At 49.8% G+C, this 25,804-nt stretch carries 31 protein-coding genes; all 31 read right to left on the bottom strand.

Annotated features, from left to right (window positions below; genetic code table 11):
* Nucleotides 1-66: 66 nt before the first annotated feature.
* The 31 genes from frr to flgD all read right to left on the bottom strand — a co-directional run bounded on the left by frr (nt 67) and on the right by flgD (nt 25,804).
* A complete protein-coding gene (frr, locus tag R70723_RS18690; RefSeq protein WP_039874210.1) occupies nt 67-621 on the bottom strand; it encodes a ribosome recycling factor in 555 nt (184 codons plus the stop codon).
* A complete protein-coding gene (pyrH, locus tag R70723_RS18695) occupies nt 621-1,349 on the bottom strand; it encodes a UMP kinase (protein WP_039874212.1) in 729 nt (242 codons plus the stop codon). Before pyrH ends, frr begins: the two co-directional genes overlap by 1 nt.
* A gap of 108 nt (nt 1,350-1,457) precedes the next feature.
* Nucleotides 1,458-2,108, bottom strand: a complete 651-nt coding sequence (gene tsf / locus R70723_RS18700; protein WP_039874214.1) for a translation elongation factor Ts — start codon at nt 2,106-2,108, stop codon at nt 1,458-1,460.
* Nucleotides 2,109-2,238: 130 nt separating this feature from the next.
* The gene (gene rpsB, locus R70723_RS18705) at nt 2,239-2,940 is read right to left on the bottom strand and encodes a 30S ribosomal protein S2 (protein ID WP_039874217.1); all 702 of its coding nucleotides are present in this window, start codon (nt 2,938-2,940) and stop codon (nt 2,239-2,241) included.
* A gap of 199 nt (nt 2,941-3,139) precedes the next feature.
* Complete coding sequence (locus tag R70723_RS18710) at nt 3,140-3,757, bottom strand: MltG/YceG/YrrL family protein (RefSeq protein ID WP_039874219.1); 618 nt, start codon at nt 3,755-3,757, stop codon at nt 3,140-3,142.
* Entirely contained in the window at nt 3,754-4,317 is a 564-nt protein-coding gene (locus R70723_RS18715) for a hypothetical protein (protein WP_039874221.1), read from the bottom strand. Before R70723_RS18715 ends, R70723_RS18710 begins: the two co-directional genes overlap by 4 nt.
* A 34-nt stretch (nt 4,318-4,351) precedes the next feature.
* Complete coding sequence (locus R70723_RS18720) at nt 4,352-4,663, bottom strand: hypothetical protein (RefSeq protein WP_039874223.1); 312 nt, start codon at nt 4,661-4,663, stop codon at nt 4,352-4,354.
* A 75-nt stretch (nt 4,664-4,738) separates the two neighbouring features.
* Nucleotides 4,739-6,142 (bottom strand): flagellar assembly protein A, encoded by a 1,404-nt coding sequence (locus R70723_RS18725; protein WP_039874225.1) that lies wholly within the window; start codon nt 6,140-6,142, stop codon nt 4,739-4,741.
* A 30-nt stretch (nt 6,143-6,172) separates the two neighbouring features.
* Nucleotides 6,173-6,961: a FliA/WhiG family RNA polymerase sigma factor gene (locus tag R70723_RS18730; RefSeq protein ID WP_039874227.1), complete on the bottom strand. Its 789-nt coding sequence runs from the start codon at nt 6,959-6,961 to the stop codon at nt 6,173-6,175.
* Between the two features lie 76 nt (nt 6,962-7,037).
* Nucleotides 7,038-7,445 carry a hypothetical protein gene (locus R70723_RS18735; protein ID WP_039874228.1) on the bottom strand — a complete coding sequence of 136 codons (408 nt, stop codon included), beginning with the start codon at nt 7,443-7,445 and terminating at the stop codon, nt 7,038-7,040.
* Between the two features lie 2 nt (nt 7,446-7,447).
* Nucleotides 7,448-7,945 (bottom strand): chemotaxis protein CheD, encoded by a 498-nt coding sequence (locus R70723_RS18740; protein ID WP_039874230.1) that lies wholly within the window; start codon nt 7,943-7,945, stop codon nt 7,448-7,450.
* On the bottom strand, nt 7,938-8,564 hold the full coding sequence (locus tag R70723_RS18745; RefSeq protein WP_039874232.1) for a chemotaxis protein CheC: 627 nt from the start codon (nt 8,562-8,564) through the stop codon (nt 7,938-7,940). The genes R70723_RS18740 and R70723_RS18745 overlap by 8 nt, the downstream gene beginning before the upstream one ends.
* A 3-nt stretch (nt 8,565-8,567) precedes the next feature.
* Nucleotides 8,568-9,029, bottom strand: a complete 462-nt coding sequence (locus tag R70723_RS18750; RefSeq protein ID WP_039874235.1) for a chemotaxis protein CheW — start codon at nt 9,027-9,029, stop codon at nt 8,568-8,570.
* A 27-nt stretch (nt 9,030-9,056) separates the two neighbouring features.
* A complete protein-coding gene (locus R70723_RS18755) occupies nt 9,057-11,123 on the bottom strand; it encodes a chemotaxis protein CheA (protein WP_039874238.1) in 2,067 nt (688 codons plus the stop codon).
* Between the two features lie 35 nt (nt 11,124-11,158).
* Entirely contained in the window at nt 11,159-12,553 is a 1,395-nt protein-coding gene (cheB, locus tag R70723_RS18760) for a protein-glutamate methylesterase/protein-glutamine glutaminase (RefSeq protein WP_039874241.1), read from the bottom strand.
* A gap of 35 nt (nt 12,554-12,588) precedes the next feature.
* Nucleotides 12,589-13,470, bottom strand: coding sequence for a MinD/ParA family protein (locus R70723_RS18765; RefSeq protein WP_039874243.1), 882 nt, complete (start codon nt 13,468-13,470; stop codon nt 12,589-12,591).
* Complete coding sequence (flhF, locus tag R70723_RS18770) at nt 13,467-14,870, bottom strand: flagellar biosynthesis GTPase FlhF (protein WP_039874246.1); 1,404 nt, start codon at nt 14,868-14,870, stop codon at nt 13,467-13,469. Before flhF ends, R70723_RS18765 begins: the two co-directional genes overlap by 4 nt.
* Nucleotides 14,867-16,900, bottom strand: coding sequence for a flagellar biosynthesis protein FlhA (flhA, locus tag R70723_RS18775; RefSeq protein WP_039874248.1), 2,034 nt, complete (start codon nt 16,898-16,900; stop codon nt 14,867-14,869). The genes flhF and flhA overlap by 4 nt, the downstream gene beginning before the upstream one ends.
* Nucleotides 16,901-16,920: 20 nt before the next feature.
* Nucleotides 16,921-18,015, bottom strand: coding sequence for a flagellar biosynthesis protein FlhB (gene flhB, locus R70723_RS18780; RefSeq protein ID WP_039874250.1), 1,095 nt, complete (start codon nt 18,013-18,015; stop codon nt 16,921-16,923).
* 24 nt (nt 18,016-18,039) lie between these two features.
* Nucleotides 18,040-18,825, bottom strand: coding sequence for a flagellar biosynthetic protein FliR (gene fliR, locus R70723_RS18785; RefSeq protein WP_039874251.1), 786 nt, complete (start codon nt 18,823-18,825; stop codon nt 18,040-18,042).
* 10 nt (nt 18,826-18,835) lie between these two features.
* Nucleotides 18,836-19,105: a flagellar biosynthesis protein FliQ gene (fliQ, locus tag R70723_RS18790; protein WP_039874253.1), complete on the bottom strand. Its 270-nt coding sequence runs from the start codon at nt 19,103-19,105 to the stop codon at nt 18,836-18,838.
* Between the two features lie 21 nt (nt 19,106-19,126).
* Nucleotides 19,127-19,894 carry a flagellar type III secretion system pore protein FliP gene (gene fliP, locus R70723_RS18795; RefSeq protein WP_039874256.1) on the bottom strand — a complete coding sequence of 256 codons (768 nt, stop codon included), beginning with the start codon at nt 19,892-19,894 and terminating at the stop codon, nt 19,127-19,129.
* A complete protein-coding gene (locus R70723_RS18800) occupies nt 19,891-20,418 on the bottom strand; it encodes a flagellar biosynthetic protein FliO (protein ID WP_039874258.1) in 528 nt (175 codons plus the stop codon). The genes fliP and R70723_RS18800 overlap by 4 nt, the downstream gene beginning before the upstream one ends.
* Before the next feature lie 13 nt (nt 20,419-20,431).
* Nucleotides 20,432-20,797 carry a response regulator gene (locus R70723_RS18805; protein WP_039874260.1) on the bottom strand — a complete coding sequence of 122 codons (366 nt, stop codon included), beginning with the start codon at nt 20,795-20,797 and terminating at the stop codon, nt 20,432-20,434.
* A 26-nt stretch (nt 20,798-20,823) separates the two neighbouring features.
* Nucleotides 20,824-22,152: a flagellar motor switch phosphatase FliY gene (gene fliY / locus R70723_RS18810; protein WP_039874262.1), complete on the bottom strand. Its 1,329-nt coding sequence runs from the start codon at nt 22,150-22,152 to the stop codon at nt 20,824-20,826.
* Nucleotides 22,142-23,140: a flagellar motor switch protein FliM gene (gene fliM, locus R70723_RS18815; RefSeq protein ID WP_039874265.1), complete on the bottom strand. Its 999-nt coding sequence runs from the start codon at nt 23,138-23,140 to the stop codon at nt 22,142-22,144. The genes fliY and fliM overlap by 11 nt, the downstream gene beginning before the upstream one ends.
* A gap of 39 nt (nt 23,141-23,179) precedes the next feature.
* A complete protein-coding gene (locus R70723_RS18820) occupies nt 23,180-23,647 on the bottom strand; it encodes a flagellar basal body-associated FliL family protein (protein WP_039874273.1) in 468 nt (155 codons plus the stop codon).
* On the bottom strand, nt 23,644-23,868 hold the full coding sequence (locus R70723_RS18825; RefSeq protein ID WP_039874275.1) for a flagellar FlbD family protein: 225 nt from the start codon (nt 23,866-23,868) through the stop codon (nt 23,644-23,646). Before R70723_RS18825 ends, R70723_RS18820 begins: the two co-directional genes overlap by 4 nt.
* Before the next feature lie 120 nt (nt 23,869-23,988).
* Nucleotides 23,989-24,807 (bottom strand): flagellar basal body rod protein FlgG, encoded by an 819-nt coding sequence (gene flgG, locus R70723_RS18830; protein WP_039874277.1) that lies wholly within the window; start codon nt 24,805-24,807, stop codon nt 23,989-23,991.
* Between the two features lie 122 nt (nt 24,808-24,929).
* Nucleotides 24,930-25,313, bottom strand: a complete 384-nt coding sequence (locus R70723_RS18835) for a TIGR02530 family flagellar biosynthesis protein (RefSeq protein WP_039874280.1) — start codon at nt 25,311-25,313, stop codon at nt 24,930-24,932.
* On the bottom strand, nt 25,310-25,804 hold the full coding sequence (flgD, locus tag R70723_RS18840; RefSeq protein ID WP_039874284.1) for a flagellar hook assembly protein FlgD: 495 nt from the start codon (nt 25,802-25,804) through the stop codon (nt 25,310-25,312). The genes R70723_RS18835 and flgD overlap by 4 nt, the downstream gene beginning before the upstream one ends.

Here is a 25,804-nt window from a genome sequence, read left to right on the forward strand (position 1 = left end):
AAGCTCTTATCAGAAAGAGACAAACCCCACCATATGCGGAGGGGCCTTGAGGTCTCTTGATTATCATTATACTTCCATAATCTCTTTTTCTTTGGACAAGAGCACCTTATCGACTTCAGCTATGAACTTATCCGTTGATTTCTGAATATCTTCCTGATGCCCGCGTGATTCATCTTCCGAAATGCCGTTCTTCTCCATCTTTTTGATGTCATCGTTGGCATCACGGCGGATGTTGCGGATCGCTACCTTCGCTTCTTCGCCAAACTTCTTGGTGAATTTCACCAGCTCGGTACGGCGTTCTTCGGTAAGCGGCGGAATGCTCAGACGGATAATGGTACCGTCATTAGCCGGCGTAAGACCCAGGTCGGATTTCATAATCGCCCGTTCAATATCAGCTACCGAGGATCTGTCCCACGGCTGGATCAGCAGGGTACGTGAATCCGGTGTGCTGATGTTGGCCAGCTGGTTAACCGGGGTAGGCGCACCGTAATATTCAACCTGGATGCGGTCCAGAAGCGCTGTAGATGCGCGTCCTGCACGCAGGGTTGCCAGATCACGCTTCAGGGAAGCAATCGCTTTTTCCATACGTTCTTCGGCATTTTTCTTAACCGTCTGTGGCATTAATCTACACTCCCTTTAACAATCGTTCCGATCTTCTCACCGAGAACGACACGTTTGATATTGCCTTGCTCTGTAATAGCAAACACAATGAGCGGTATATTATTATCCATGCACAGAGAGGAGGCGGTGGAATCCATTACCCCAAGATTTTTGTTCAGCACATCCATGTAGGTCAGCTGTTCAAATTTCTCGGCTGTAGGATCCTTGAACGGATCCGCAGAGTAGACACCGTCCACCTTATTCTTCGCCATCAAAATCACTTCTGCTTCAATTTCAGCTGCTCTAAGCGCTGCAGTTGTATCTGTCGAGAAGAATGGGTTGCCTGTTCCGGCTGCAAAAATAACCACACGGCCCTTCTCCAGATGGCGGATGGCCCGGCGGCGGATGTACGGTTCAGCAATCTGCTGCATGGAAATGGAGGTCTGTACCCGGGTAGGAACATCAATCTGCTCCAAAGCATCCTGCAGAGCAAGCGAGTTCATAACGGTTGCAAGCATCCCCATATAATCGGCTGTCGCACGGTCAATACCGCTTGCACTGCCGGCGATTCCGCGCCAGATGTTGCCGCCTCCGCAGACGATGGCTACTTGAACGCCAAGCTCAACTACTTCCTTTACCTGCTCGGCAATGGAATTAATCGTCTCAGCATCAATACCATATCCGTTTTGTCCTGCCAGAGATTCACCACTAACCTTAAGAACGACTCTCTTAAATACCGGCTGTTCCAATTGTATACCCTCACTTTCTTACAAAAGACGGAACACTAGGTGTACGTGTTCCGTTCTTTTGATGCTTGCCTTATTCAATTCTGAAGATGCTTCAATACAGTTTATTAATTATTGTTTAACTTGCGCCATTACTTCATCAACGAAGTTCTCAACCTTTTTCTCAAGACCTTCACCCAGCTCGTAACGAACGAAACGACGGATGGAGATGTTTTCACCGATAGTGCTGATTTTTTCGTTCAGCAGCTGAGAGATTGTCTTGTCAGGGTCTTTAACGAAAGGCTGCTCAAGCAGGCAATATTCTTCATAGAACTTGCTGATGCGACCTTCAACCATTTTTTCAACAATCTTCTCTGGTTTGCCTTCGTTCAGAGCCTGAGCCTTCAGGATTTCTTTTTCCTTCTCAACAGCATCAGCCGGCACTTCTTCGCGGCGTACATACTGCGGGCTGGCTGCAGCGATCTGCATAGCGATGTCACGCGCAAATTCTTTGAAGGAATCTGTTTTACCTACGAAGTCAGTTTCGCAGTTGATTTCTACCAGCACGCCGATACGTCCGCCAGCGTGGATGTAAGATTCTACAGTACCTTCAGTAGCGATACGTCCAGCTTTGTTAGCTGCTGCGGAAAGACCTTTTTCGCGGAGCAGTTCAGCGGCTTTGGTGATATCGCCGTTTGCTTCTTCAAGCGCCTTTTTGCAATCAAGCATACCTGCGCCTGTTCTTTCACGAAGTTCTTTTACGGATTTTGCATCTACTGCCATTGTTATTCCCTCCAGATAGTTGTCGTTTTATTCCATTCTAGGCCTTTATCCTAAAAAAAGGGCAGTGAGAGGTTATCCACCTGCCAACCACCCTTTTCATTTAAGTTCTTGTTTATGTTCCGGTTACTACTTAAGCAGTAGTTGTGTCTTCGCCCTGGTGAGCTTCAACAACAGCGTCCGCCATCTTACCAGTCAACAATTTAACGGCGCGGATAGCGTCATCGTTACCTGGAATTACGTAGTCAATTTCGTCCGGATCGCAGTTCGTATCAACGATAGCTACGATAGGGATACCCAGCTTGCGGGCTTCTGCAACAGCGATACGCTCTTTACGAGGATCGATGATGAACAGCGCGCTTGGCAGGCCCTTCATGTTCTTAATACCGCCCAGGAACTTCTCAAGACGATCTTTCTCTTTGCGGAGAAGGATAACTTCTTTCTTAGGCAGAACTTGGAAGGTACCGTCTTCTTCCCAAGCTTCCAGTTTCTTCAGGCGGTCAATACGCTTCTGAATAGTCTGGAAGTTAGTCAGGGTACCACCCAGCCAACGCTGGTTGATGAAGAACATACCCGAACGCTCAGCTTCTTCCTTAACGGAATCCTGAGCTTGCTTCTTGGTTCCTACGAAGAGGATTGTGCCGTTGTCAGCAGCTACACTTTTAACAAAGTTGTAAGCTTCCTCTACCTTTTTAACCGTTTTTTGCAGGTCAATAATGTAAATTCCGTTTCTTTCAGTGAAGATATAACGATCCATCTTAGGGTTCCAGCGACGAGTCTGGTGACCGAAGTGTACCCCAGCTTCGAGAAGCTGTTTCATGGAGATTACTGCCATCTTCACACACCTCCTAGATTTGGTTTATTGTGTGTCTCCTCCGCCATGCGTCATTTTCCTACAAGACTTTCTTCAGAAGAAAGCACCCCTTGTCGAAATCAACCGGCGTGTGTTTTAACACCGTCAATTACTATACCATATTAAAATACGGGATGCAACGATTAACAAAAAGTTTTGTGAATTACTGGCGTATTACGCCTCATTTCACGGTAATCAGCTTTTCAATAATAGAGTTCACACTCTCACCTTTGATGAAATTGTAACTGCCGGATTGTATTTTTGTGTTGATTTTCCGGTCAATAGCTGTCTCCAGAAATCCTGCCTGATCGCTAATAATCCCGGCTTTTGCAAGCAGCTGCGCTGTTTGTGTAAGCGTACTGCCGGAGGGGATGCGCACGGCAATCACGCCGGCTGCAGCAGTCTGCGGGCTGGCCGGGACAGCCGGAGCTACAGCGTTCCCGCTGCTTGAGGACGGCTGGGACGGCTGGGCGGGCGTACTAGGCTTGGCAGCCGAACTCGGCTGGACCGCAGCGTCTGGTGTAGACGTAGGCGCTGGTGTAGCTGCAGGAGCAGCAGTAGCAGCGCCCGGCGCCGCGCCGGTCTGACCCTCAGGCGCAGAATCCGCTCCGTCCGGCTCCACTGTAGCCAGCGGCCCGGCAGCCGGGTCTGTAACAGTCAGGTTAAGCTGCTCAGCCTGCCTGACAAGCTCCTCCCGGGTGAGCGGCGCTGCGCCTCCGGAAATCATCAGCTGCAGGAGCAGCGCTCCTGCTATCAGTCCCGTGCCCAGACCCAGCATGAATGAACGGTTCTTCATCATACCGACTCCTCCTGCTTGGCCAGCTGCAGAATAAGCTGAACCTCGCCCCGCTGAAGGCCGGCCGTTTTGGCGATAGAGTCAATGGATTTGCCCTGCTCATGCAGCTCAAATAGCCGCGGATAGCGCAGCTTGATCGAGCTCACGGGTTTTGCTTTTGGAGCCGGAGCAGCTTCCTGATTTGCTGAACCCCCCTCAGCGGGCCGTCTGGCAGCACTATCTTTGGTCAAGGCAGTAAGCTGAAGCAGCCCCTTTTCCTCCGCCGTCAGCCGGGCATCCAGCAGCGCAGTGCTCTTGTGCAGAACGGCAACCTGTTCACGCAGTTCGCTGATCTCTTCCTGCAAAGCTGCCTTGGTACTCTGCGACTGCTGCTTGATGCTGCTGACGAGCTCAAGCATTTCACTGTTTTCCCGCTCCAAATCCGCCATATAAAGCTCCAGTGCCGCTTCTGTATCTTTTAGGCTCTGCTTCTCGGACCCATCTTCCTTGCGGCGTGCCGGCAGGATAAGCGCGTAGACAATAGCAACAGCGCCTACCAGCACAATGTATATCCATGGTTGCAAATGCGTGTTCTCCTTTACGGTTTCATTTGGACGCTTAGAGGCTCAGGTCAAACCGCCGCCCTTTATAAGGGTGCTCTGCATCATGGGGAGCCTCGCCTTTGCGCTGTCCTTGTCCTGATGGATGGTTGCCCTGCCCGTTTCCGCGTTCCCCGTCATTTCTTAGCTTCGAATCCGGAGATTCCTCAATTTCATTCGTTCGCCGGGCGAGCTCAGCAGCATGCTTTACGTTCTGTCCCGCCAGCTGCTGCTGGTCGAGTACAGGACGGTGAAGCAGTTCGTTCTGGACTTTGCCTGCATCCGTTGTCCGGGGCAGTGCAATTTGCAGTTCGACTGGTTTCAGGCTCACAGTGTTCCCCTCCCCATAAACCAAATGTATTGTTCCGGCAGACAGGAATGGCCGGCCGCCTGCGCTGCCCGCCTGTTAGATATACGGCGCAAGGGAAATATCGCCGTCGGAATAACGAAAAACAACCCGTTCCGTCGGATCCTTGACGAACCTGGTGTATCTGCCGATCACGATTTTGGAGCCGCCATAGATTGTTTTTACAACCTCAACCCTTGCTTTTGCTGTATCCTCCAGCATTTTTTCAATTTCTAGCACCCGTTCTTTAATCCGTCTTTCATCACGCATATGGGCCTGCTTGGTTGCATTCAGCTTCACACGCAGCGCCACCTTGTCTGAAGACAGCTGCCCGTTATTAGCCAGCTGATTCAACAAATACAGCGCCTTGTTAGTCTTGTCATCGTTCTCCAGCAGCTGACGGAGCTCCTGGCGGAGCTCGTTGATTTCATTGCGAAGCTCGGGAACCACACCTACTTCAATTGCCGTAGCAGTTGACATTGTGTTCCCGATTGTCCGGGCTACCACTCGCTCACCGGCCTGGACAATTCCGCCAACAATCAGCCCCTTGGTACCGTTGCACAAAACATCCCGTCCTGCCCGGATATTGGAGTGCATAATGCTCTGGGATACGATTACATCTTCAGCCGCAAGCACATTGCCGTCCTGGATAAAGCTGACCTTAACATTTTTGCCGGCGCTGATCAGTCCTTTATTATAGCCGATTATCCCCCCTGTGATCTCCACAGAGCCCCCGGCAGTCAGCTCCGCTCCCTCAACTCCGCCGACAACACGGATATCGCCTGCGGATTTCACTGAAAAGCCTGTCAGCACATTGCCGCGGATAACCACAGTCCCGACAAAATCAATATTACCGGTGCTGTAATCCACATCGCCATTGACCTCGTAGACAGGAAACACATTGATTTTACCCTTATCAGTGAGCGTGACCAAGCCGTCAATTGCCGCATACATGGCTGTCTCAGTCTGGTCAAGCAGCACATTTTTACCGATTTTAAAACGGGCATCTTTTCCGGGTCTGCACGGGATTTCATCACCTGTAACAGCCCTGCCCTTCTGACCGGGCACCGGCGGAACAGCCTGGCAGATTAACTGCCCTTTAAACACATTGTTAAGCCGCACCAGATCCTTGTAGTCTACCTTGCCGTCTTCTTTTTCAAGCGGCTTGCGGTCTTCATCCAGATCCATGGCCATGACAACATACCCGTCAACACCATGGACCGGCTCATTGCCGATGGCAACCGGCACTCTGCTGAAAAAGTATTCTTCCGGATTGCTGCTGATCCGTTTCACGATGTCGTGCTGGATACCGTAACGAACTTCATGACTGTAAAGGAAGCTTTCCAAATCTTCGGCGGAACAGGAAAAATTCTCATCCTTCTTGGAGAATTCAAGATAAGCAATCCCTTTATCCTCCGAAAACGTAATACTCACGTATTGGTTCAAAGCATACTGACCGATCAATTACTGCTCCCCCTTGTCACCGTCGCCCGGTTAATCATTTTGCATAAGCAGGTCACGGTTCTTCTCAAGTGTTCCACGCAGACGCAAAATTGCCTTTGAATGAAGCTGTGAAATCCGCGAAGGCGATAAAGACATCACCTCGGCAATTTCACTTAAGGATAAATCCTCATAATATAAAAGGGACACTACGGTCCGTTCTTTCACCGTTAATTTTTCGATGCCTTTGGTGAGTGTTTCGCGCAGATAAAACTCATTTACTTTACGGTCCGGATTTTTGGCTTTATCGTCCACCAGTATGGACATCCGTGTTTCGGATTCTTCTTCGCGGATCGGGTCTTCCAGAGAGCAGAGTGACATGACAGCCACATCCTGCAGCATATTTTGAAACTCCGTCTCCGAAATGTTCAGATGCTGGCTCATTTCCTCATCACTGACTGATCTTAAGTATTTCTGTTCCAGCTGCTGATAGGCATCCTCGATTTTTTTCGCTTTTTCCCGAACGGACCTGGGAACCCAGTCGCTCTGGCGTAAAGAGTCCAGAATAGCACCGCGTACACGCCAGGATGCGTAAGTCTGGAACTGCAGGCCGCGTTTGTAGTCGAACTTTTCTATGGCATCTATAAGCCCCATTACACCGTTGCTGGCCAGATCGTCTTTGGACACATTTTTGGGTAATCCGACTGCCAGACGGCTGGACACATAATCAACAATATGGAGGTAATTCTCAATCAGCCTTTTTTTGGCCTCTGGGTTACCGTGCTCTTTCCACTGCTCCCACAGCCCGTCTGTGACTGCTTGAGAAGCTTTTTGCTCGTTCAATGGCTTTCACCCTTCCCAAAGTTTAGTCAGCGGACATCCTGCAGGCTGGAAAACCGTCAAGACGCAAGGACTCCGCTTATTCTTCTTTCAGGTGACGAACGGCCTTGGCCAATTCTTCAGGATCTTTCATGGATACCAGCTTAGGCGGCTGCAGGGGGGTAAAGCCTTCACTGCCCCCGTTATCCTCTGCCGGCTTCTGCTTAAGCAGATTGATTAATTCCTCATCTTCATCAGGTGTGCTCAGATCAAGATTGCCCCCCAGTGCTTCATCGTCCCCGGCAAGCTCACTGCTCCTGCCTGAAGCGGATTGCTTCACAATAAAACCCAATACCCATCTCAGGAAGAAAGCAAGCACAAACCAAAGAATAAATCCATAAATCCCCCGAATCAGACTCGTCCCAAGTAAATTATGCCCGTAATTAGTCAGAAAGGTAAATAAAAAACCAATTAACCCGGACAAAAAGCTGATTAACATTTTCCCCATGGCTATATTTCCTTTGTGCCTTTTTGGACGCTGCGGATATGAAGCATCCCTGTGCTGCAGGCAATTTCAATCGTGCGGCCGAAATTTCCGCCCGTGTCCTCGGCAATCAGGGGAATGCGGAGCGACTCAAGGGCAAGCTTACAGGATTCGACGTTACGAGGCCCGATCCTCATGGTGTCATTTCCTCCGGCAAAAGCAAACATTTGCGAGCCTCCGGCCATTTTGGCTACGATCCGGCTGCGGACCGCACCAAGTGCCAGCAGGCGGGACAGCAGCTCAGGAACCGCCGTGTCCGCAAACTTGGCTATGTTTAGCTGGCCTTCCCGGGCAATGTCTGAGGAAGGCAGCATGACATGAGCCATCCCCGCCAATTTTTTACCCGGATCAAACAAGGTAAGGCCCACGCAGGAGCCAAGACCGGTCGTACGGATCAGACTGTCCTGGCTGCCAACATTAAGATCTGCCATTCCTACTTTAATAATGCTTTGCTCCTCAATCATTATCAAACGGAACTCCTAATGCTTTGAAAATTTTCGGGAATGATTCGGGATCCGGAATAAGGAAAAATTGGCCTTCAATTTCATTCTGCCCTTCCAGGAAGGTGGTATCAATGAGCAGCGCATCGTCACCCATCTGGCCGAATTGCAGCAGCCCGTAGCCCAGAATGGCCCCGGCCATATCCATAGCCAGTGCAGGCACAGTCGGATACATGGACAGGGAGGTGAAATCTGCAAGCGATGAAAGATAAGAGCCTGCCAGAATGTTGCCGATCTCACTGAGCGCGGAGAATTCCATCTCTCCCAGCTCCTGATCCGGAAGAATTTCAATTCCGGCAATCCGGTTCAGCAGGCTGATCGCTGCATCTGGAGTAAGAATAAAGAAGAGATTACCTGGTGCTTCCCCTTCAACGCGCAGAAACACGGCATAGACCAGTTCCTCTGCTCCGCCTACCTTGTCGGTAATTTCTTCAAAGCTCAGCAGCTGAACCTTGGGCACTGCCATATCGATCGGCTTATTCAAAAGCTGGGACAACGCGGTGGCGGCGTTACCGGCTCCAATGTTGCCGACTTCCTTCAAAACATCCATTTTGAAATCCTTAAAATTCTTGAACAGCTCCATGGACTATCCCTCTAGGCTTTCCAGTTGCACGATTTCACTCTTATTTAATACTTCAGACAGGTTAAGCATAATCAGAAGACGGTCTTCTCCGATTTTAGCCACCCCGTCCAGATATTTCGCCTTGATTCCCCCTACAACCTCAGGCGGTGTGTCGATAGAATCACGGTTCAAATCAATGACATCATTAGCCGAATCCACAATGAAGCCGACTTCCATCTCATTGACATTGACGATAATTACCCGGGTCTGGTCGGTATGGTCGGCCTCTTCAATTCCAAAGCGGCCGCGCAGATTAATTACCGGAATAACTACACCGCGCAGATTGATAACGCCTTTGATGAAGGAATAGGTCTTCGGAACACGTGTAATCGGCATCATGCGCTCAATAGTCTGTACTTTGTCCACTTCAATGCCGTATTCTTCTGATCCAAGCTTAAACACAATTACTTTGATATCCTCAGCCATGGAATGAACCTCCCTGTTCTATCCTGATTATTTTATAAATGCATTAGGATCAATAATAAGAGCAACCTGCCCGTCACCCAGAATGGTCGCACCGGAGATGCCTTGAACCTCCGGCAGATACTTGCCGAGATTCTTGATAACAATTTCATTTTGCCCGATGAAATCCTGAACAGCTAGAGCCGCCATTCGTTCGCCTTTACGGATAACGATAATCTCTGTTTCCTCTTCTGTGCTTTCATCAAAATCAGGAATGGAGTAGAACCTGCTGAGCGAGAGCAGCGGAATATGGCTGTTGCGGAACTCGATCATCTTGGAGCCGTGAATGGTGCGGATCTGGGTTTGCTTCACGATCCCGGTTTCCACAATGGAAGAGAGCGGGATTGCATATTTCTCTGGTCCGATCTTTACAAGCATGGCCGCAATGATGGACAGGGTGAGCGGAAGCTGTACTGAGAAGTTTGTACCCTTGCCCGGTGTGGAATATACAACCACGTTACCGCCCAGTGATGTGATCTTCGATTTGACGACATCCAGACCGACCCCGCGACCCGATACATCGGAGATTACCTCGGCAGTACTGAAGCCCGGAGCGAACAGCAGCTGAATCGCTTCATCATCTGAGTAGCCTGAAGCCTGCTCCTGCGTAATAATTCCTTTTTTGATTGCAGATTGAAGGATCTTCTCAGGCTTAATGCCTGCACCATCATCTTCAATTTCAATAAATACATGATTGCCGCTGTGGAAGGCACGAAGGTTTACTGTACCCGTCTCCGGTTTGCCGGTGGCAACCCGGTCCTGAATGGACTCAACGCCGTGGTCAACCGCATTGCGCAGGAGATGCACCAGGGGATCGCCGATCTCATCGATAACGGTGCGGTCCAGCTCGGTCTCAGCCCCGGTAACAATAAGATCAATTTTTTTATCCAGCGATTTGGCCAAGTCACGGACCATACGCGGGAACCGGTTGAACACGGTATCTACGGGCACCATCCGCAGCTTCATGACAATGTTCTGCAGATCGCCGCTGACACGGCCCATATGCTCAACTGTCTCTGTAAGGTCACTGTTCTGCACCTCTGAAGCAAGCTGCTCCAGGCGTACACGGTCAATCAGCAGCTCACTGAATAGGTTCATCAGCACATCCAGGCGCTCGATGTCGACGCGGATTGTCCGGGATGGAGCCGACCCTGTGCGGGTTGGTGCTGCCTTGGCGGCACTTTCTTCTCTGGCTGCAGGAGCGGCTGGAGAAGTCTCCGGAGCAGCTGCGGGAGCCGTCTGCACAGGAGCGGGCGCCTCAGCGGTTGCTGCGGCCTCCAGCGCCATCTGGGCGAGTGACTCCTGATCAAGCGCTACAGCCGTTACATTGTCGATTTCAGATACATTCATGATCATCGACTTCATTTCATCGGCACCCTTTTGGGTTATGTAATAGAGCGAGAAGCCGTAATCGAACTTCTCCTGCTCTATATCCTGAACCGAAGGGAAGGATTTGACCACTTCTCCTGAACGCTCCAGGAGATCAAAGACCATGTACGCCCGCACCGCCTTGAGCTGGCAGTCCTTGCGGATAGCTACGTCAATATACAGTACCTGATGCCCTTCCTGAAGGGACTGCTCCAGTACAGAATACTGAAATTCATCCAGGGTGATCTGGAGATCACTGGAGGCTTCAGCAGCCGGCGCTGCCGCAGCAGCTCCTCCTGCAGCCGGAATTTCACCGCGGACAATAGCCTGCAGTGCAGAGACTATCGCTGCTACATCGGCTTTGCCTTCGCCTCCAGCCGTAATATCCTGCACCATGGATTCAAGGGCATCCAGGCTTTTGAACAGTGTGTCAAAAATAAAATCCTGCATCCGCAGTTTATTGTTGCGCACCAGGTCAAGCACATTCTCCATCTGATGGGTGAGGGAAGCCAAATCCTCGAATCCCATTGTAGCCGCCATACCCTTTAGGGTGTGCGCGGAGCGGAAAATCACCTGTACGATACTTATATCTTCAGGATTTGCTTCCAGCCCCATCATGCTCTCATTCAATGACTGCAGATGATCATTTGACTCATCAATAAACATGGATAAATATTGATTCATGTCCACTAACGAGCACCTCCCCTTCGAGTTCGCATTTTCCTTTATTTAACAGCCTGTACCAGCCGGGGTGCAATTTCCTGCAGCGGCAGCACATATTTAACACAATGCAATTCAACCGCGGAACGCGGCATTCCATACACGACACAGGTCTCTTCATTCTCGGCGAATGTCGAGGTTACCCCTGAATCGTACAAAGCTTTCATCATTCTTGCACCGTCACTGCCCATGCCGGTCATAATGACCGCATGGCGCTCCAGCCCGGTGAGCGGCAGCAGGGATTCATACAGCGTATCGACTGAAGGGCGGTGCCCGTTGCGGGCATCTTCTGTAGTAAGCTCAATAGCGTACTGCCCTCCAGCGGCAGGAACGACCTTCACATGATATCCCCCTGGAGCAATGTAGGCAGCACCCTGGCGAAGAATCATGCCGTGCTCAGCCTCAGACACTTCAAGCGGACTAAAGGTATTCAGGCGCTGGGCCAGTGACTTCGTGAAATTGGGCGGCATATGCTGTACGATCACTATCGGTGCCGGGAAATTCGCCGGGATGTTTTCTAGGAACGTTTTAAGCGCCCGCGGGCCTCCTGTAGAGCAGCCGACTGCAACCAGCTTACGCAGCCCCTTTCCTCCCTGCTTCCGGTCACCGGCTGCAGCAGGTGGCTCAGGCTGTTGAGGTGCAGTAAGCTCTGGCACCGCTTTAACCTCAGGTGCCGCAGGAGGAGCTGCCTCAAGCTGTCTGCGGCTCTTAAGCCGCTCGGGAGCTGCCGGTTTGGGAGGAGCTGCCGGAGGCTTAGGCAGCTTCCGGGCCCACTCCGTACCGGATCTGGCAGAGTCAGGCCGCTTTACACCCAGCTCCGTGTCTGCCGACTTAGGCTTGTCTGCCGCAGGTTTGGCCGGAGACTCGTTAGTCTTAGGCGGCCCGGGCAGCCGCACCGGCAGCTCAGGAACAACAGGCTTTGCAGCCTGGGGACGGACAGGTTCTGGGAGTACAGCCTCAGGCTCCTTCAGGGAAGAGATTCGCGCTTCACGCTGCTCCCGGGCAAGCATGGCCCCCTTCATCTGTTCAATCAACGATACGCCAACGGCCATTATATCCTGGGAATTGGTTATCGAGGGCTTGCGGATAAAATCAAAGGCTCCCGATTCGAGCGCCATAATGGTTTCCCTCATGCCCTCCTCGTTAATGCCCGAGAGCATAATAACCGGCAACGGGTGATTGGCCATAATCACCTTCAATGCCTCCAAGCCGTTCATTTCCGGCATTTCCACATCCATGGTCACCAGATCAGGCTGAAGCTCGTTCACCTTCGTTATCGCTTCACGGCCAGTAGCCGCCGTATCAGTCACCTTGAAATCAGGATCACTTTCAATTAAATCGGATATGATCTTGCGCATAAATGCAGAATCATCCACAACCAAAACTTTATATGGCCTCATAGCACTTCCACCTCTGTCCATCTAATTCTGAACAATTACTGTTTTCGCTTCAACCACTTGTTGATAAATCCCTTGATGCCCTGTACCTTTGTCGTTTCCACCGGTTCGGCGGAGAGGTAATTCAGGGCAAGCCGTTGCACGTCTTTGGCTGCTGCACTGTTCGGAAAGGCCACTGAGAATGGAACTTGTTTCTTGACTGCCTGAACCACATGCGCATCACTGCTGATGAATCCGAGAAAAGGGATGTCCAGCTGCAGGAACCGGCTTGCCGCCATGCGGATTTTATCGCCTGTGTTCCTTGCCTCCTTTTCATCCCCCGCCTGGTTGACAATCAGCTTGAAGGATACGTCAGGATGGGAATTGTGTACAACCTTCATAAGTGCATATGCATCCGTTATTGCGGTTGGCTCCGGTGTAGTAACTACCAGACAATCATCAGCCGAGGTTATAAATTTTAGCGTTTCCTTCGACAGACCGGCACCTGTATCAAACAGGATGAAGTCCATAGTATCAGCAATCTGGGCAATCTGTGCCGTGAAGTAATTCAGGTCGCTCTCAGACAGCGAGAATAGCTCATCCATCCCTGAGCCTCCTGCAATAAACGGCAGATCACCGGGCCCGTTCTGGATAATCTGAGCGATATCCGCTTCTCTTTTCAACAGATGGTACAGATTGTATTTAGCCGTTACTCCCATAAGCACGTCGATGTTGGCCATCCCGATATCGGCATCGAACAAAAGCACCCGTCTGCCCATCGCCTTCAGCGCCAAAGCGAAATTCAGCGTGAAGTTAGATTTGCCGACACCGCCCTTCCCGCTGCACACGGTAATGATCCGGGCAGTAGGCCCGGATCCGGGCTCGCGTTTGGGATCCCGGCTGGATACCAGCTGCCGTAAAGATTGAGCCTGATCCATCAAGAGCCTCCTGTTCCCAGCAGCATTTCACTGAGCAATTCTTTGGAGGCCATCAGCAGATCATCCGGAACATTCTGGCCGTTCGTCAGATAAGACAGCTTGAGCGGAAAATCGTTCAACACGTTGAACAGCGGCCCGTAGCTGCCTGTCTCATCCAGCTTGGTAAAAATAACCTTGTCGAGCTGATAGCGGCCGAAATGCTCGGCAATTAATTTCATATCCCGGCTCTTGGAGGTCATGCTCAGCACAAGAAAGGTTTCGCTCTTCAATTCCTTGGCCAGCAGGCTCTGGAGCTCGGCAACAAACATTTCATTACGGTAATTGCGCCCGGCTGTATCCATTAATACCAGGTCACAGCTCTCGAGGCGGAACATCGCTCTTTGCAGATCACCTGGTGACTGAACAACCTCCAGCGGTATATTTAAAATAGCCGCGTATGTTCGCAGCTGCTCCACTGCAGAAATCCGGTACGTATCCGAAGTAATAAGTCCTACCTTCCGGCCGTGCTTAAAAAGCTGCTCCGCAGCCAGCTTGGCGATGGAGGTTGTCTTGCCGACACCGGTCGGTCCGGCGATATAGACTATGCTGGTATCAGCAGCAATCCCGCCGGCAATTCTTCCGGCCAGAAACGTGTTAATCTGCTCCTGCAGCATCTCCGTAAACCGGTCAGCAGTCCAGGTCCGGCCTTCCTCATTCCAGCGGTCATAAATAGTACCGATCCATTCCTCTACGAGCACTGCATCCGTATCCTGGTCAATCAGCAGGCGTTTCAGCTCATCCAGCATCTGCGGCAGCTCGATGCCGCTTGAGGAATACCGGGCAATCCGTTCCATCCATTGCTTCATATCCCTGATTTCACGGAGCACATCGCTTTCAAGCGCCGTCGAAATGGCAGGCTCCAGCTCTGCATCCATGCTTTCGTAAAGGGCCGACAACGAACGCTGCTTTTCTTCTTTGGCGGGAGTTGCCGGCTCCGGGGCAACAGGTCTCCGCTCAGTCTGCCGGGGATACTCCTCCTCCGTAACGGCCTGCAGCACCGCCACACCGCCGCCGGCCTCCTTGCCCTCAGACAGCGCCGCTGCTATTTCGGCGGCAAACGTCTCGGCTGCCGGCCGTTTCTCCTTAGGCGGACCCTGGGTGGCTGTAACAGCCTTCTGGTATGCCTGCGGCACAGCGCTGCGCGGTATGCTCGGCGGTGCAGGCGGTGCGCTTACGGCAGCAGCCGGCTTACGCGCCTCCTCCACTGCAGCTACAACCTCTATCTTTTTTTTCTGGAACAATCCCATAAATCCGCCGACCTTAACTTCCTTGGTGCTGAGGATGACGGCATCACTGCCAAGCTCGCTTCGGATGGATTGCATCGCGTCAGGCATTGTGTCTACCACATAACGCTTCACTCTCATAAGTTCACCACCCCAACGCTTTGAATTTCAATATTAGGCTCCAGCTCGCTGTAGGATAATACCGGAATATCCTGCATCGTCCGTTCAATCACCTGGCGCAAATACATCCGGATGGTCGGGGATGTCAGCACAATCGGCTGCTGGCCGGATTGCAGGAGACGGTTAATCTGTTCAGTGAGTCTCTGATACACAGTTTGGGTTGAAACCGGATCTAGCGCCAGATAGCTGCCCTGCTCGGTCTGCTGGACGCTTTCGGAAATTTTCTTTTCCAGATTAGGCCCGACAGTAATGACCCGCAGGGTCTCTCCGGTCTGGGAGAACTGCTGGGTAATCTGTCTCGAAAGCGACTGCCGGACATATTCCGTCAGAATATCCGGATCTTTGGTATAAGTTCCGTAATCAGCAAGCGTCTCAAAAATGGTAACCAGATCGCGGATCGAGATTTTTTCTCTCAGCAGCTTGCCCAGTACCTTCTGGACATCACCGATAGCCAGCACTGAAGGAATAAGTTCATCAACCAGCACAGGATAGTTCTCGCGAAGATTGTCGACGAGCTGTTTTGTTTCCTGGCGTCCGAGCAGCTCGTGCCCGTGACGCTTGATCAGCTCCGTCAGATGTGTTGCTACAACAGAAGGCGGATCTACAACGGTATAGCCGGACAGCTCAGCCCGCTCTTTAACCGTCTCATCGATCCAGAGGGCCGGAAGGCCAAAGGACGGTTCGACAGTTTCTATGCCGTTAATCGACTCATCATCATACCCGGGACTCATGGCGAGATAGTGATTAAGTAGTAATTCACCGCCGCCGACGGTATTCCCTTTAATTTTTATGACATATTCATTCGGTTTTAGTTGAATATTGTCGCGGATCCGTATAACCGGAACAACAAGTCCCATTTCAAGTGCGCATTGCCGCCTGATCATAATAATCCGGTCAAGCAAATCTCCGCCCTGTCCGGTATCAGCCAGCGGAATCAGCCCATAGCCGAACTCGAACTCAATCGGATCAACCGTAAGCAGGTTAATGACACTTTCCGGGCTCCGCACTTCTTCGATTTGCTTTTCTTCAACCAGCTGCTCTTCGGCAATCAGTTGTTTGTTAGCCTTTTGACCCATACTGTAGGCCGCATATGCCATAAGTCCTGCCAGCGGTAATGTGGACATTACCGTAATAGGAGTGAAGAATCCTAGAAAAGCGATCGTTACAGCTACAATATACAATAGCTTCGGATAAGACAGTAGCTGTCCAGTGAGATCCTCAGCCAGATTACCTTCAGATGCGGCGCGTGTAACAATCAGACCGGATGCTGTTGAAATGAGCAGTGCCGGAATCTGGCTGACCAGACCGTCCCCGATAGTCAGAACGGAATAGGTTGCAAGCGCCTCCTGAAACGAATCCCCGTGAACCGTCATCCCGATAATAAACCCCCCGATGAGGTTAATAAAGAGGATGATGATACTGGCGATTGCGTCACCTTTTACGAATTTACTGGCACCGTCCATCGCCCCGAAGAAATCGGCTTCCCGCTCTACATTACGGCGGCGTTCCCGGGCCTGCTGCTCATTAATCATTCCGGCATTCAAATCGGCATCGATACTCATCTGTTTACCGGGCATCGCATCCAGTGTAAACCGGGCGCCTACCTCGGCAACGCGTTCGGAGCCTTTGGTAATTACAATAAACTGGACGACAACCAGAATCAGAAACACGATAAAACCGATCGCGATCTGTCCCCTGGCAATCCAGGCACCGAATGTTGCTACAACCTCACCCGCATGACCTTCGGAAAGAATCAGCTTGGTGGTTGAGATATTCAGCGCAAGCCGGAACAAAGTCGTAATCAGTAATAATGAGGGGAAAATTGAGAATTGCAACGGATCCCTTGTATTCATTGCTACCAGAATTATTGTGAGTGCTATTGATATATTAACAATCAGTAATATATCCAGAAGCCATTCCGGGATGGGCAGAATCATCATAAGCACTATGCCGATAACGCCCAGCAGAACTGTTAGATCTTTACCTTTCACTGCCCTCTTCCTCCCCCGGCTTATCTCCTCTTGCCTTTAAGCTTATATACATAGGCCAGCACTTCGGCAACCGCCTGGAACAGGTCCTGGGGAACAACATCCCCGATCTCTGCCCTTTGGAATAATGCCCGTGCCAGCGGCTTATTCTCGATAGTCATGACGCCGTGCTCCTTGGCCATTTCCCTGATGCGGAGCGCTACATAATCCTGACCCTTGGCGACAATCTCAGGCGCTTCCATCTTGGAGCCGTCATATTTCAGGGCAACCGCAAAATGCGTAGGATTTGTAATAATAACATCCGCTTTCGGTACTTCCTGCATCATCCGCTGCATGGCCATCCGGCGCTGGCGTTCCCTTATCTTACCTTTTATAATAGGATCGCCTTCCATTTTTTTGTATTCGTCCTTGATGTCCTGCTTGGACATCCGTAAGCTTTTTTCATGCTCATATTTCTGGTACATATAGTCGAAGACAGCCATTATGAACAGAGCAACTCCAATTTTGATGCCTAAATTCATAGTCAGTTTCGCGGCAAAATTAAAAGTCCCTTCCGCATCAATACGTGACAGGGAGGCAAAGCTCTCCTTTTCACCCCATAGCGTGCTGTACACCAGGTAGGTAATAATCACAAGTTTAAAGATCGATTTAAGGAACTCTACAAAAGAACGCATAGAGAAGATATTTTTGAAGCCTTTGATCGGGTTGATTTTGCTGAATTTCGGGGTTATTCCTTCGCCTGTCGCCATAAATCCAACCTGGGCATAATTAGCAATTAATGCAAGCACAAAGGTAATACCAAGCAAAGGAGCAAGCAGAATTAAAATCTGCAGCCCATATTCGTTGAACATGCGTGCTACATTTTCCGCGGTTACATCCATTTCCATCCGGTTTTGAAAAACATCCAGAAACAGCGTAAGCACATGTTTTTTCATAAACCCGCCGAATATAGTCAGGCTGAGCACTGCAGCCAACAGCACAACCGCACCTGAGACCTCAGGGCTCTTGGCTATTTGTCCCTTTTTACGGGCATCCTGACGTTTCTTAGGGGTTGCCTTTTCCGTCTTGTCGCCCCCGAAAAGCTGAAGATCAAGCTTATAGCGCTTGATGTCTGGCATATTCCTGTCACTCCCAACAATCAGCTAAGGACTATTGCCCAGAAGCTTTAGAAGGTTTTGCATTGACTCAAACATGATGTCGTAAAGGTTCTGAAACAAGAATGCGAGGCTTGGCATTAGAATCAGGAACAATGCTAGACCTACAATAATTTTAAGCGGAACTCCAATTACAAACACATTATATTGCGGGGCGGTTCGTGCCAGGAAAGCCAAGCCGACATCTGTAAGAAACAATGCTGTGACTAACGGCGCAGACATTTGAAAAGCCAGCATAAACGATTGTGCAAAGCTTCGCACCAGAAAATCCGACAGGCTACCGTCTAACATTTTGACAAACAGGTTGTTATCGATAGGCACCCAGTTATAGCTGTAAATGATGGCATCAAGCAAATAGTGGTGACCATTCATAATGACAAACATGGTCAACGCTATCATAAATTTGAAGTTACCAAAAATCGGGGCTGAGGAACCTGTCATCGGATCTATTACGTTAGCGATACCGAAGCCGATTTGAATATCAATAAATGAACCGGCCGCCTGAATCGTCATAAACATCAGATAACCGAGAAATCCCAGCAGCAGTCCGATTAACACTTCTCTGATAATAAGGATGATATAAGTCAGATCCTGTGGAACCGTGATACTAGTCCCGCCTGAGCTAAATACCACCATGGCAACAAAAAAAGACAATCCGATTTTGAACTGCATTGGCACGCTCCGTGAAGAAAACACCGGAACTACAACAAAAAAGGAGGTAATTCGACAAAAAATCAGCAGAAAGACAGGAAAACTTTGCAGCAGTGTCTCCATATCCATAACCCTAACCGATATACATATAAAGACTGCCCAAAATTTGACGGGTAAAATCTACGAGCTTAGTAATAATCCAAGGCCCGAAAATCAGCAAGGCCATTAGTACAGCAACAATTTTTGGAACAAAGGCCAAGGTCTGCTCCTGAATCTGCGTTGTTGCCTGAAAGATACTGACGATCAGTCCCACCACCAGACCAAGAATCAGCATGGGAGCACTTGTCTCAAGAATCAAATATACGGCTTGGCCTGCCAGACCGATGATAAACTCCGCATTCATCCCATACGCCTCCTCTTATTGTCAGGTGTTGAAACTAAGCAGCAGTGACTGAACGACCAGATACCAGCCGTCGACCAGTACGAAGAGCATTATTTTGAAGGGTAATGAGATCATGACCGGCGGAAGCATCATCATCCCCATAGCCATCAGAGTACTTGAAACTACAATATCAATAATCAAAAACGGGATAAAAATCATGAACCCCATCATAAATGCCTTTTTCATTTCACCGATGGCAAACGCAGGCACCATAACGGTAAGCGGAATATCGCTGTAGGTTTCAGGCTTAACCGTAGCGTTGCTGCCCGTATAATTCATAAACAGCAGCAAATCCTTAGTGTTCGTCTGCTTAAACATAAATTCCTTCATCGGATCGGCAGCTTTGTCGAGCGCCTCGGATTGGGTAAGGGTCCCGTTCATATATGGCTGTAACGCCTGCTCATTCACCTGTGAAAGCGTAGGTGACATTATAAACAGGGTAAGAAACAGCGCCAACCCCACCAGTACCTGGTTCGGAGGCATCTGCTGTGTCCCAAGAGAGGTTCTGACGAAGCCCAGCACAATAACTATTCTTGTAAAGCTGGTCATAAGGACTAAAAAAGCCGGGGCGACACTCAAAACGGTCACAAGGAGCAAAATTGAGAGGGAACTGGTTCCCCCGCCGGCTGTACCGTCACCGTCTCCGACCTGAATGTTAATATTCGGAATAGGATCTGCGTGAATCGGATGTAAGAGCAGCATACTGAAAATACCGAGCAACAGAAAAGAAAGAATCAGCTTTTTGTTCATAAGTTCCTCGACTCATCCTTAAGACTATCATCCCGGAGAAGCTCTTCCATTTTCTCTTTACGCTCAGGCGCCTGCGCAAGCTTGGATTGCAAGGTCTCATAAAAAGTGGATGTTTCATTTAGTTCGATTTCCTGTGAAGGTACTTCTCCGCGCATCTTCGCCTTCACCTTGGACAGGAGCGGCATGAGAAAATTGTTTTGCCCTGCCGCCTGATCCTCAAATCTTGATACTATAAGTGCTACTTCGGCGGGATCCGTGATTTTATCCAGAATGGTTATATTCTCACCGACCCCGATTAAGTAGAGACTGCCGCCGATCTCCAGTATCTGCACCGACTTGTTAGGGCCCATGCCGGCCGCTCCAAGCGTCCGGATGGATTGCCCGCTCATTAAAGTCTGGTTGCGGCGACCGAGAAACCGGATCAGCAGCACAATAATTACAACAATGATGGCAAGCACAAAAATAACCTTAATTAAACTCAGCAGGGGATTGCTGTCTCCGAGCATTCCGGAATTGGCTAGCATGCCCTATTCCAGCCTATACGCCCAGCGTTTTGTTGATTGCTTCAACAACACGGTCTGCCTGGAAAGGCTTCACAATAAAGTCCTTCGCTCCGGCTTGAATGGCATCAATAACCATAGCCTGCTGACCCATGGCTGAGCACATGATGACTTTGGCGTTGGCATCCACTTTTTTAATTTCCTTCAGGGCGGCAATTCCGTCCATTTCAGGCATTGTAATGTCCATTGTAATCAGGTCAGGGCGCAGCTCTTTAAACTTCTCGATTGCCTGCGAACCGTCCTGCGCTTCTCCTACTACCTCAAATCCGTTTTTCGACAAAATGTCACGGATCATCATTCTCATAAATGCTGCATCGTCCACGATTAGAATTCGGTTAGCCATTTTAAAAAAATCCTCCCTAAGTATGTTTATTGTAATTTTTGGATTCGGTCCCACTGGCTGACGATATCCGTAACGCGAACCCCGAAGTTTTCGTCGATAACTACGACTTCCCCTTTGGCGATCAGCTTGTTGTTAACCAGAATGTCCACAGGCTCACCAGCCAGCTTGTCCAGCTCGATAATCGAACCTTGTGACATTTCCAGAATATCTTTGATCTGCTTTTGGGTCCTTCCTAATTCTACGGTTACTCTCAGTGGTATGTCCATCAATAAATTTAAATTATTTTCATCCACATTGCCAAAAGCCCCTGTGTTCAGGTTAGCAAACTGTACAGGCTGCACATTTACGTTACGGTTTGGCGGCGGTGTCTGCGGAGGAGCCTGATCATATGGCATTCCCTGCGGCGGCATACCGTATTGCGGCATGCCATAAGGAGGCATGCCCGGCATACCGTAAGCGGGCATCCCTGCCGGAGGATAATAGTATCCTCCCTCCATACCCGGGTAAGGCGGCATTCCCTGCGGCGGATATTGTGGCGGGATTCCTCCCTGCGGAGGCGGAGCCTGCTGAGCCGGAGGTGCTTGCGGTGCCGGCTCAGCAGCAGGAGGTGCAGAGGCGGCTGGCGCCGGCGGCGCTTCCGTCCGCGCTGCTGCAGTCTCCTGCTCCGGCTGGCCGACATCGCCGAGCAGCATGGTTACCATATCCTTGGCAAACTGCACAGGCAGGAGCTGCATAATCGTTGAATCAATCAGCTCTCCAATCTTTAGGCGGAAGGAGATTTGAATCAAGGTTTCATCATCGGGCAGACTGCCGACGCCTTCACCACTCGACATATTGAGAATATCAATACCCGGAGGGGAAATATTAACAAACCTGTTGAAAATGGTTGACATGGAGGTTGCAGAGGAACCCATCATCTGGTTCATAGCTTCCTGCACGGCGCTGATATGAATTTCGTTCAGCTCTTCATCCTTGGGTTCACCTTCTCCGCCAAGCATGAGGTCGGCGATAACCTGGGCGTCCCTGATTTTGATAACCAGTGAGTTGATTCCCTGGAACCCGTCCACATACTGAACATGTACGGCTACATGCGGTTTCGGGAAAGCCTCTTCAAACTCGCTGCGCGTAATAATCGATACCTTTGGAGTAGTGATATCAACCTTTTTGCCGAGCAGGGTAGAAAGCGCAGTTGCCGCACTGCCGAATGTAATATTACCGATTTCCCCTAAGGCATCCTGCTCAAACGGGGTCAGAAAATCATCTACTGTCTTGATCTGGGGTGCCAGAGAGCCTTCCGCAGATTGTCTGAGAAGAGCATCGATTTCTTCCTGGGATAAATAATCTTTACTCGTCAAACTCTTCAACTCCTTCACTGACAATCTCGTCTATTTGTACAGCCACACGATCCTTTATCATCCCGGGGCTTCCGATAAATTTCAGCCTGTCCCCTACTTTAATGGACAAGCCTGCGTCCACCGTTTTGTTCAGAGAGATAACGTCGCCGACACTAAGCCCGAGAAATTCAGCAATGGATAACCTCGATTCGCCTAGCTCTGCTACAATTGGCAGCTGTGCCATGTTAACTCTCGACCTTATCGCCTCTAATTCAACTTCATCCCTGACCTTCTTCTCTGATACAAACCATTGATGGACAGAAAGCCTTGACATGATCGGCTCCAGAACAACGTGCGGGATACAGAGGTTGATCATCCCGGTGGTATCCCCGATTTTGGTGCTCAGGGATATCAGGGCGATCGTTTCATTCGGCGACACGATCTGCATAAATTGCGGATTGGTCTCGAGCCCCTCCATCCTTGGACTAATGTCAAGGACCGTTTTCCAGGCCTCCTGCAGACTCTCAAAGCATCTGCTGAAGATTCTTTCCATAATGGTTGTTTCGATTTCGGTCAATGCAGTAATTTTGGTAGGAGCTGTGCCGAACCCGCCAAGCATTCTGTCCAGCATTGCAAACGCAATATTCGGATGCACTTCCATAACCATGCGGCCTTCCAGCGGCTCCGCCTCGAAAATGTTCAGAATCGTCATCTTGGGTATGGAGCGGATAAACTCATCATAAGGGAGCTGCTCTACTTGAACGACATTGATCTGTACGAAGGTGCGTAATTGGGCCGAAAAATAGGTTGTAAGATAGCGGGCGAAATTGTCATGGATACGTGTAAGGCTGCGGATATGATCCTTCGAAAAGCGTACAGCCCGTTTGAAATCGTAAGAGCGGATTCTTTTCTGGGTTTCTTCTTTTTTGAGCTCGTCAGCATCCATTTCACCGGAAGATAGTGCGGCAAGCAGAGCATCAATTTCGTTTTGTGATAGTACATCAACCAATTTATTCACCCCCCTATCAAGGAATTATCCTGTCAGCAGCTAAATGGAAGTCATGATGAAGTTGGTCACTTCAACCTGGGTCAGCTTGCCTTCAGTTAAGGTCTTGTTAATCAGATTTACCAGTTTGCTGCTCAGCTGATCCTTGCCGTTCGCCCCGTTCAGCTCCTCGGGCTTCGTATCGGCAAGCGTTTTGATCAGCAGCGGTTTGATCTTGAGGTCCTTGATCTTTTCAAAGTCTTCCTTGGCCTTAACGGTATTCAGCTGAAATGCAAAATTTATTAGAACGATATAATCGGGGTCGGCAAGATTGGTTTTGATGTCTGTAATTTCAGTTGACAGCTCAACGATTTCGTCAGCGCTCAATCTCTCAACCTCCATATTCTGAACGGCTGCATTTACATCATTGACATCACTCGGAAATATCCTATCCATCAATAAAAATGCGGCAACCACAATAAGCGTAATCGCCAGTAAAATCGTAATGAGCCATGGCAGCATCTTTTTCATGAAAGCTCCTCCATTGATTGGACTTTAATGGTGGCAGCATATGTGCCTATGTCCCTGTTATAATCCCTAATCTTCGTTATTACCTCTTCTGCCTTCTCAAGCACAATCAATCTTTTGCCTGTTACAAGTGTGATATACGTATCAGGGCTTTCTTCTACCATTTCCACGAGCAGCGCATTAAGCCACATAGGCGCCCCGTTCAATCTTGTTACCGAAATCATAACAGGCCTCCTAACAAAAAATAGGGGGAGGATTTCTCCCCCACGACGGTTTAATAACAGTTACGCCAGAAGGCGAAACGTTACTATTATACAGCAAGTTTACGAGGAAGGCTAAAAGAATTATCGTTTCAGATTTACAACTTCCTGAAGAACTTCATCGGAGGTAGTAATGATCCGGGAATTTGCCTGGAACCCGCGCTGGGTAACGATCATCTCTGTAAATTCACCGGTCAGATCGACATTGGACATTTCCAGTTGGCCTGCAACGATTGAACCTGTTCCAACCTCGGCGTCATTGGCGGTGGTCGGAACAAGCTCGCCTTCCGCATTAGCGTTAAGTGTCATCCGAAACAGGTTACCGCCGATTTTTTCCAGACCTTGCGGGTTGCTTACTTTTGCTACACCAATCTGCACACCGGCTTCCGTCGTACCGTCAGCCATTGTCTGCACAATGGTGCCGTCACTTGATATTGAGAAGGCCGTTACATCCTCACCAAGCTGAATTGCTTCACTGTCAGAACTCAGGACGTGCATACCGTCAGAGGTAATCAGGTTACGGTTAGCATCTACATGGAAGTCACCGGCACGGGTCAGAAACGGAGTTTCCTGATCATCGGATAGCCGGACCAGGAAGAAGCCGTCCCCGTCGATCCGCAGATCGGTAGGATTGTTAGTAGTCATCGCACTGCCTGCCAGATGTAGAGTATCAACAGAGCCAATACTTACACCAAGTCCGATCTGTTTGGCATTCACTCCGCCTTGGCCGCCATCTACCGGCGCTGAAACACCGGAGATGGTCTGGCTCATAATATCCTTGAACATAACCCGTCCCGATTTAAAGCCGATTGTATTCACGTTGGCAATGTTGTTACCGATAACATCCAGCTTTGTCTGAAATCCGCGCATACCCGAAACACCTGAATACATAGATCTTAACATTGATTATTGTCCCCCTAGATTGAGAGTCAGCTGACTCTTTATAAATGTTGTATAGATACATTCTGACATGGCCGCGTCAGTCGGTCGGCGGCCATTCCGGCTCTCCGGTTAGGACCGGCCGGTTAAGAAATGATTACTGCACTATCAATTTGCGTAAATACATTGTCCTTCATTGAACTGCCATCCATTGCTGTTACCACTGTACGGTTCGGTACACTTACAATAAGTGCCATATCCTTCATAAGAATCAGAGATTCCTTGCTGCCCTTAGCTGCTGCCTTCTCTACAGCATTTGAAATCTGGTCCAGCTGGCGGCTGCCAAGCTCAATTCCCCGCTGCTCAAGCCGTTTGGCGGCATGATTGCTGAACTTAAGCATGTTATTCTGCAATACACTTTCAAAGCTTGCCTCACTGCCTGTACCGCTTTTAGCCGTTGGTGACCGTCTGAGCGCCTGCGGATGAACCGTACCTGGATACAGCTGGCCTATAGTCAGCCGTTCGTTCATATGATCGCCCCGCTCTCCCCGCTGTTTACTTCTGCCTCATTGCCGCTCACAGTTTCCACTTTTAGAGCTGCGTTCTGAATCTGTGTAATGTTTGTGAGAGCAATACGTTCACTGCCTACAACTGCATATTGTATCCCGCCGCTGACCACGATAGATTCTACATTGCCTGACTTCGGCAGCTCTGTAGAAGCATCATTCCAGGTAATGTCCTTGCCGATCAGACCAGAGACAGAGCCGAGGGACTGATTCATGGCGGTGAGCTGTGTTGATATATTCATTAATTGCTCTACTGACGAGAACTGGGCCATCTGGGCAATAAATTCCTTATCCTCCATCGGCTGCATCGGGTCCTGATTCTGCAGCTGGGTAATCAGTATTTTCAGGAACTGGTCTTTACCCAGTGTGGAGTTGCCTGTTGTTTTGGCCGTATCAGAATTGTTTGCCACGTAATTCCACTGGTTATTATTTGATACTGGAGTTGTTGATGCCAT

The organism is Paenibacillus sp. FSL R7-0273 (assembly GCF_000758625.1).
GTDB lineage: Bacteria > Bacillota > Bacilli > Paenibacillales > Paenibacillaceae > Paenibacillus_AQ.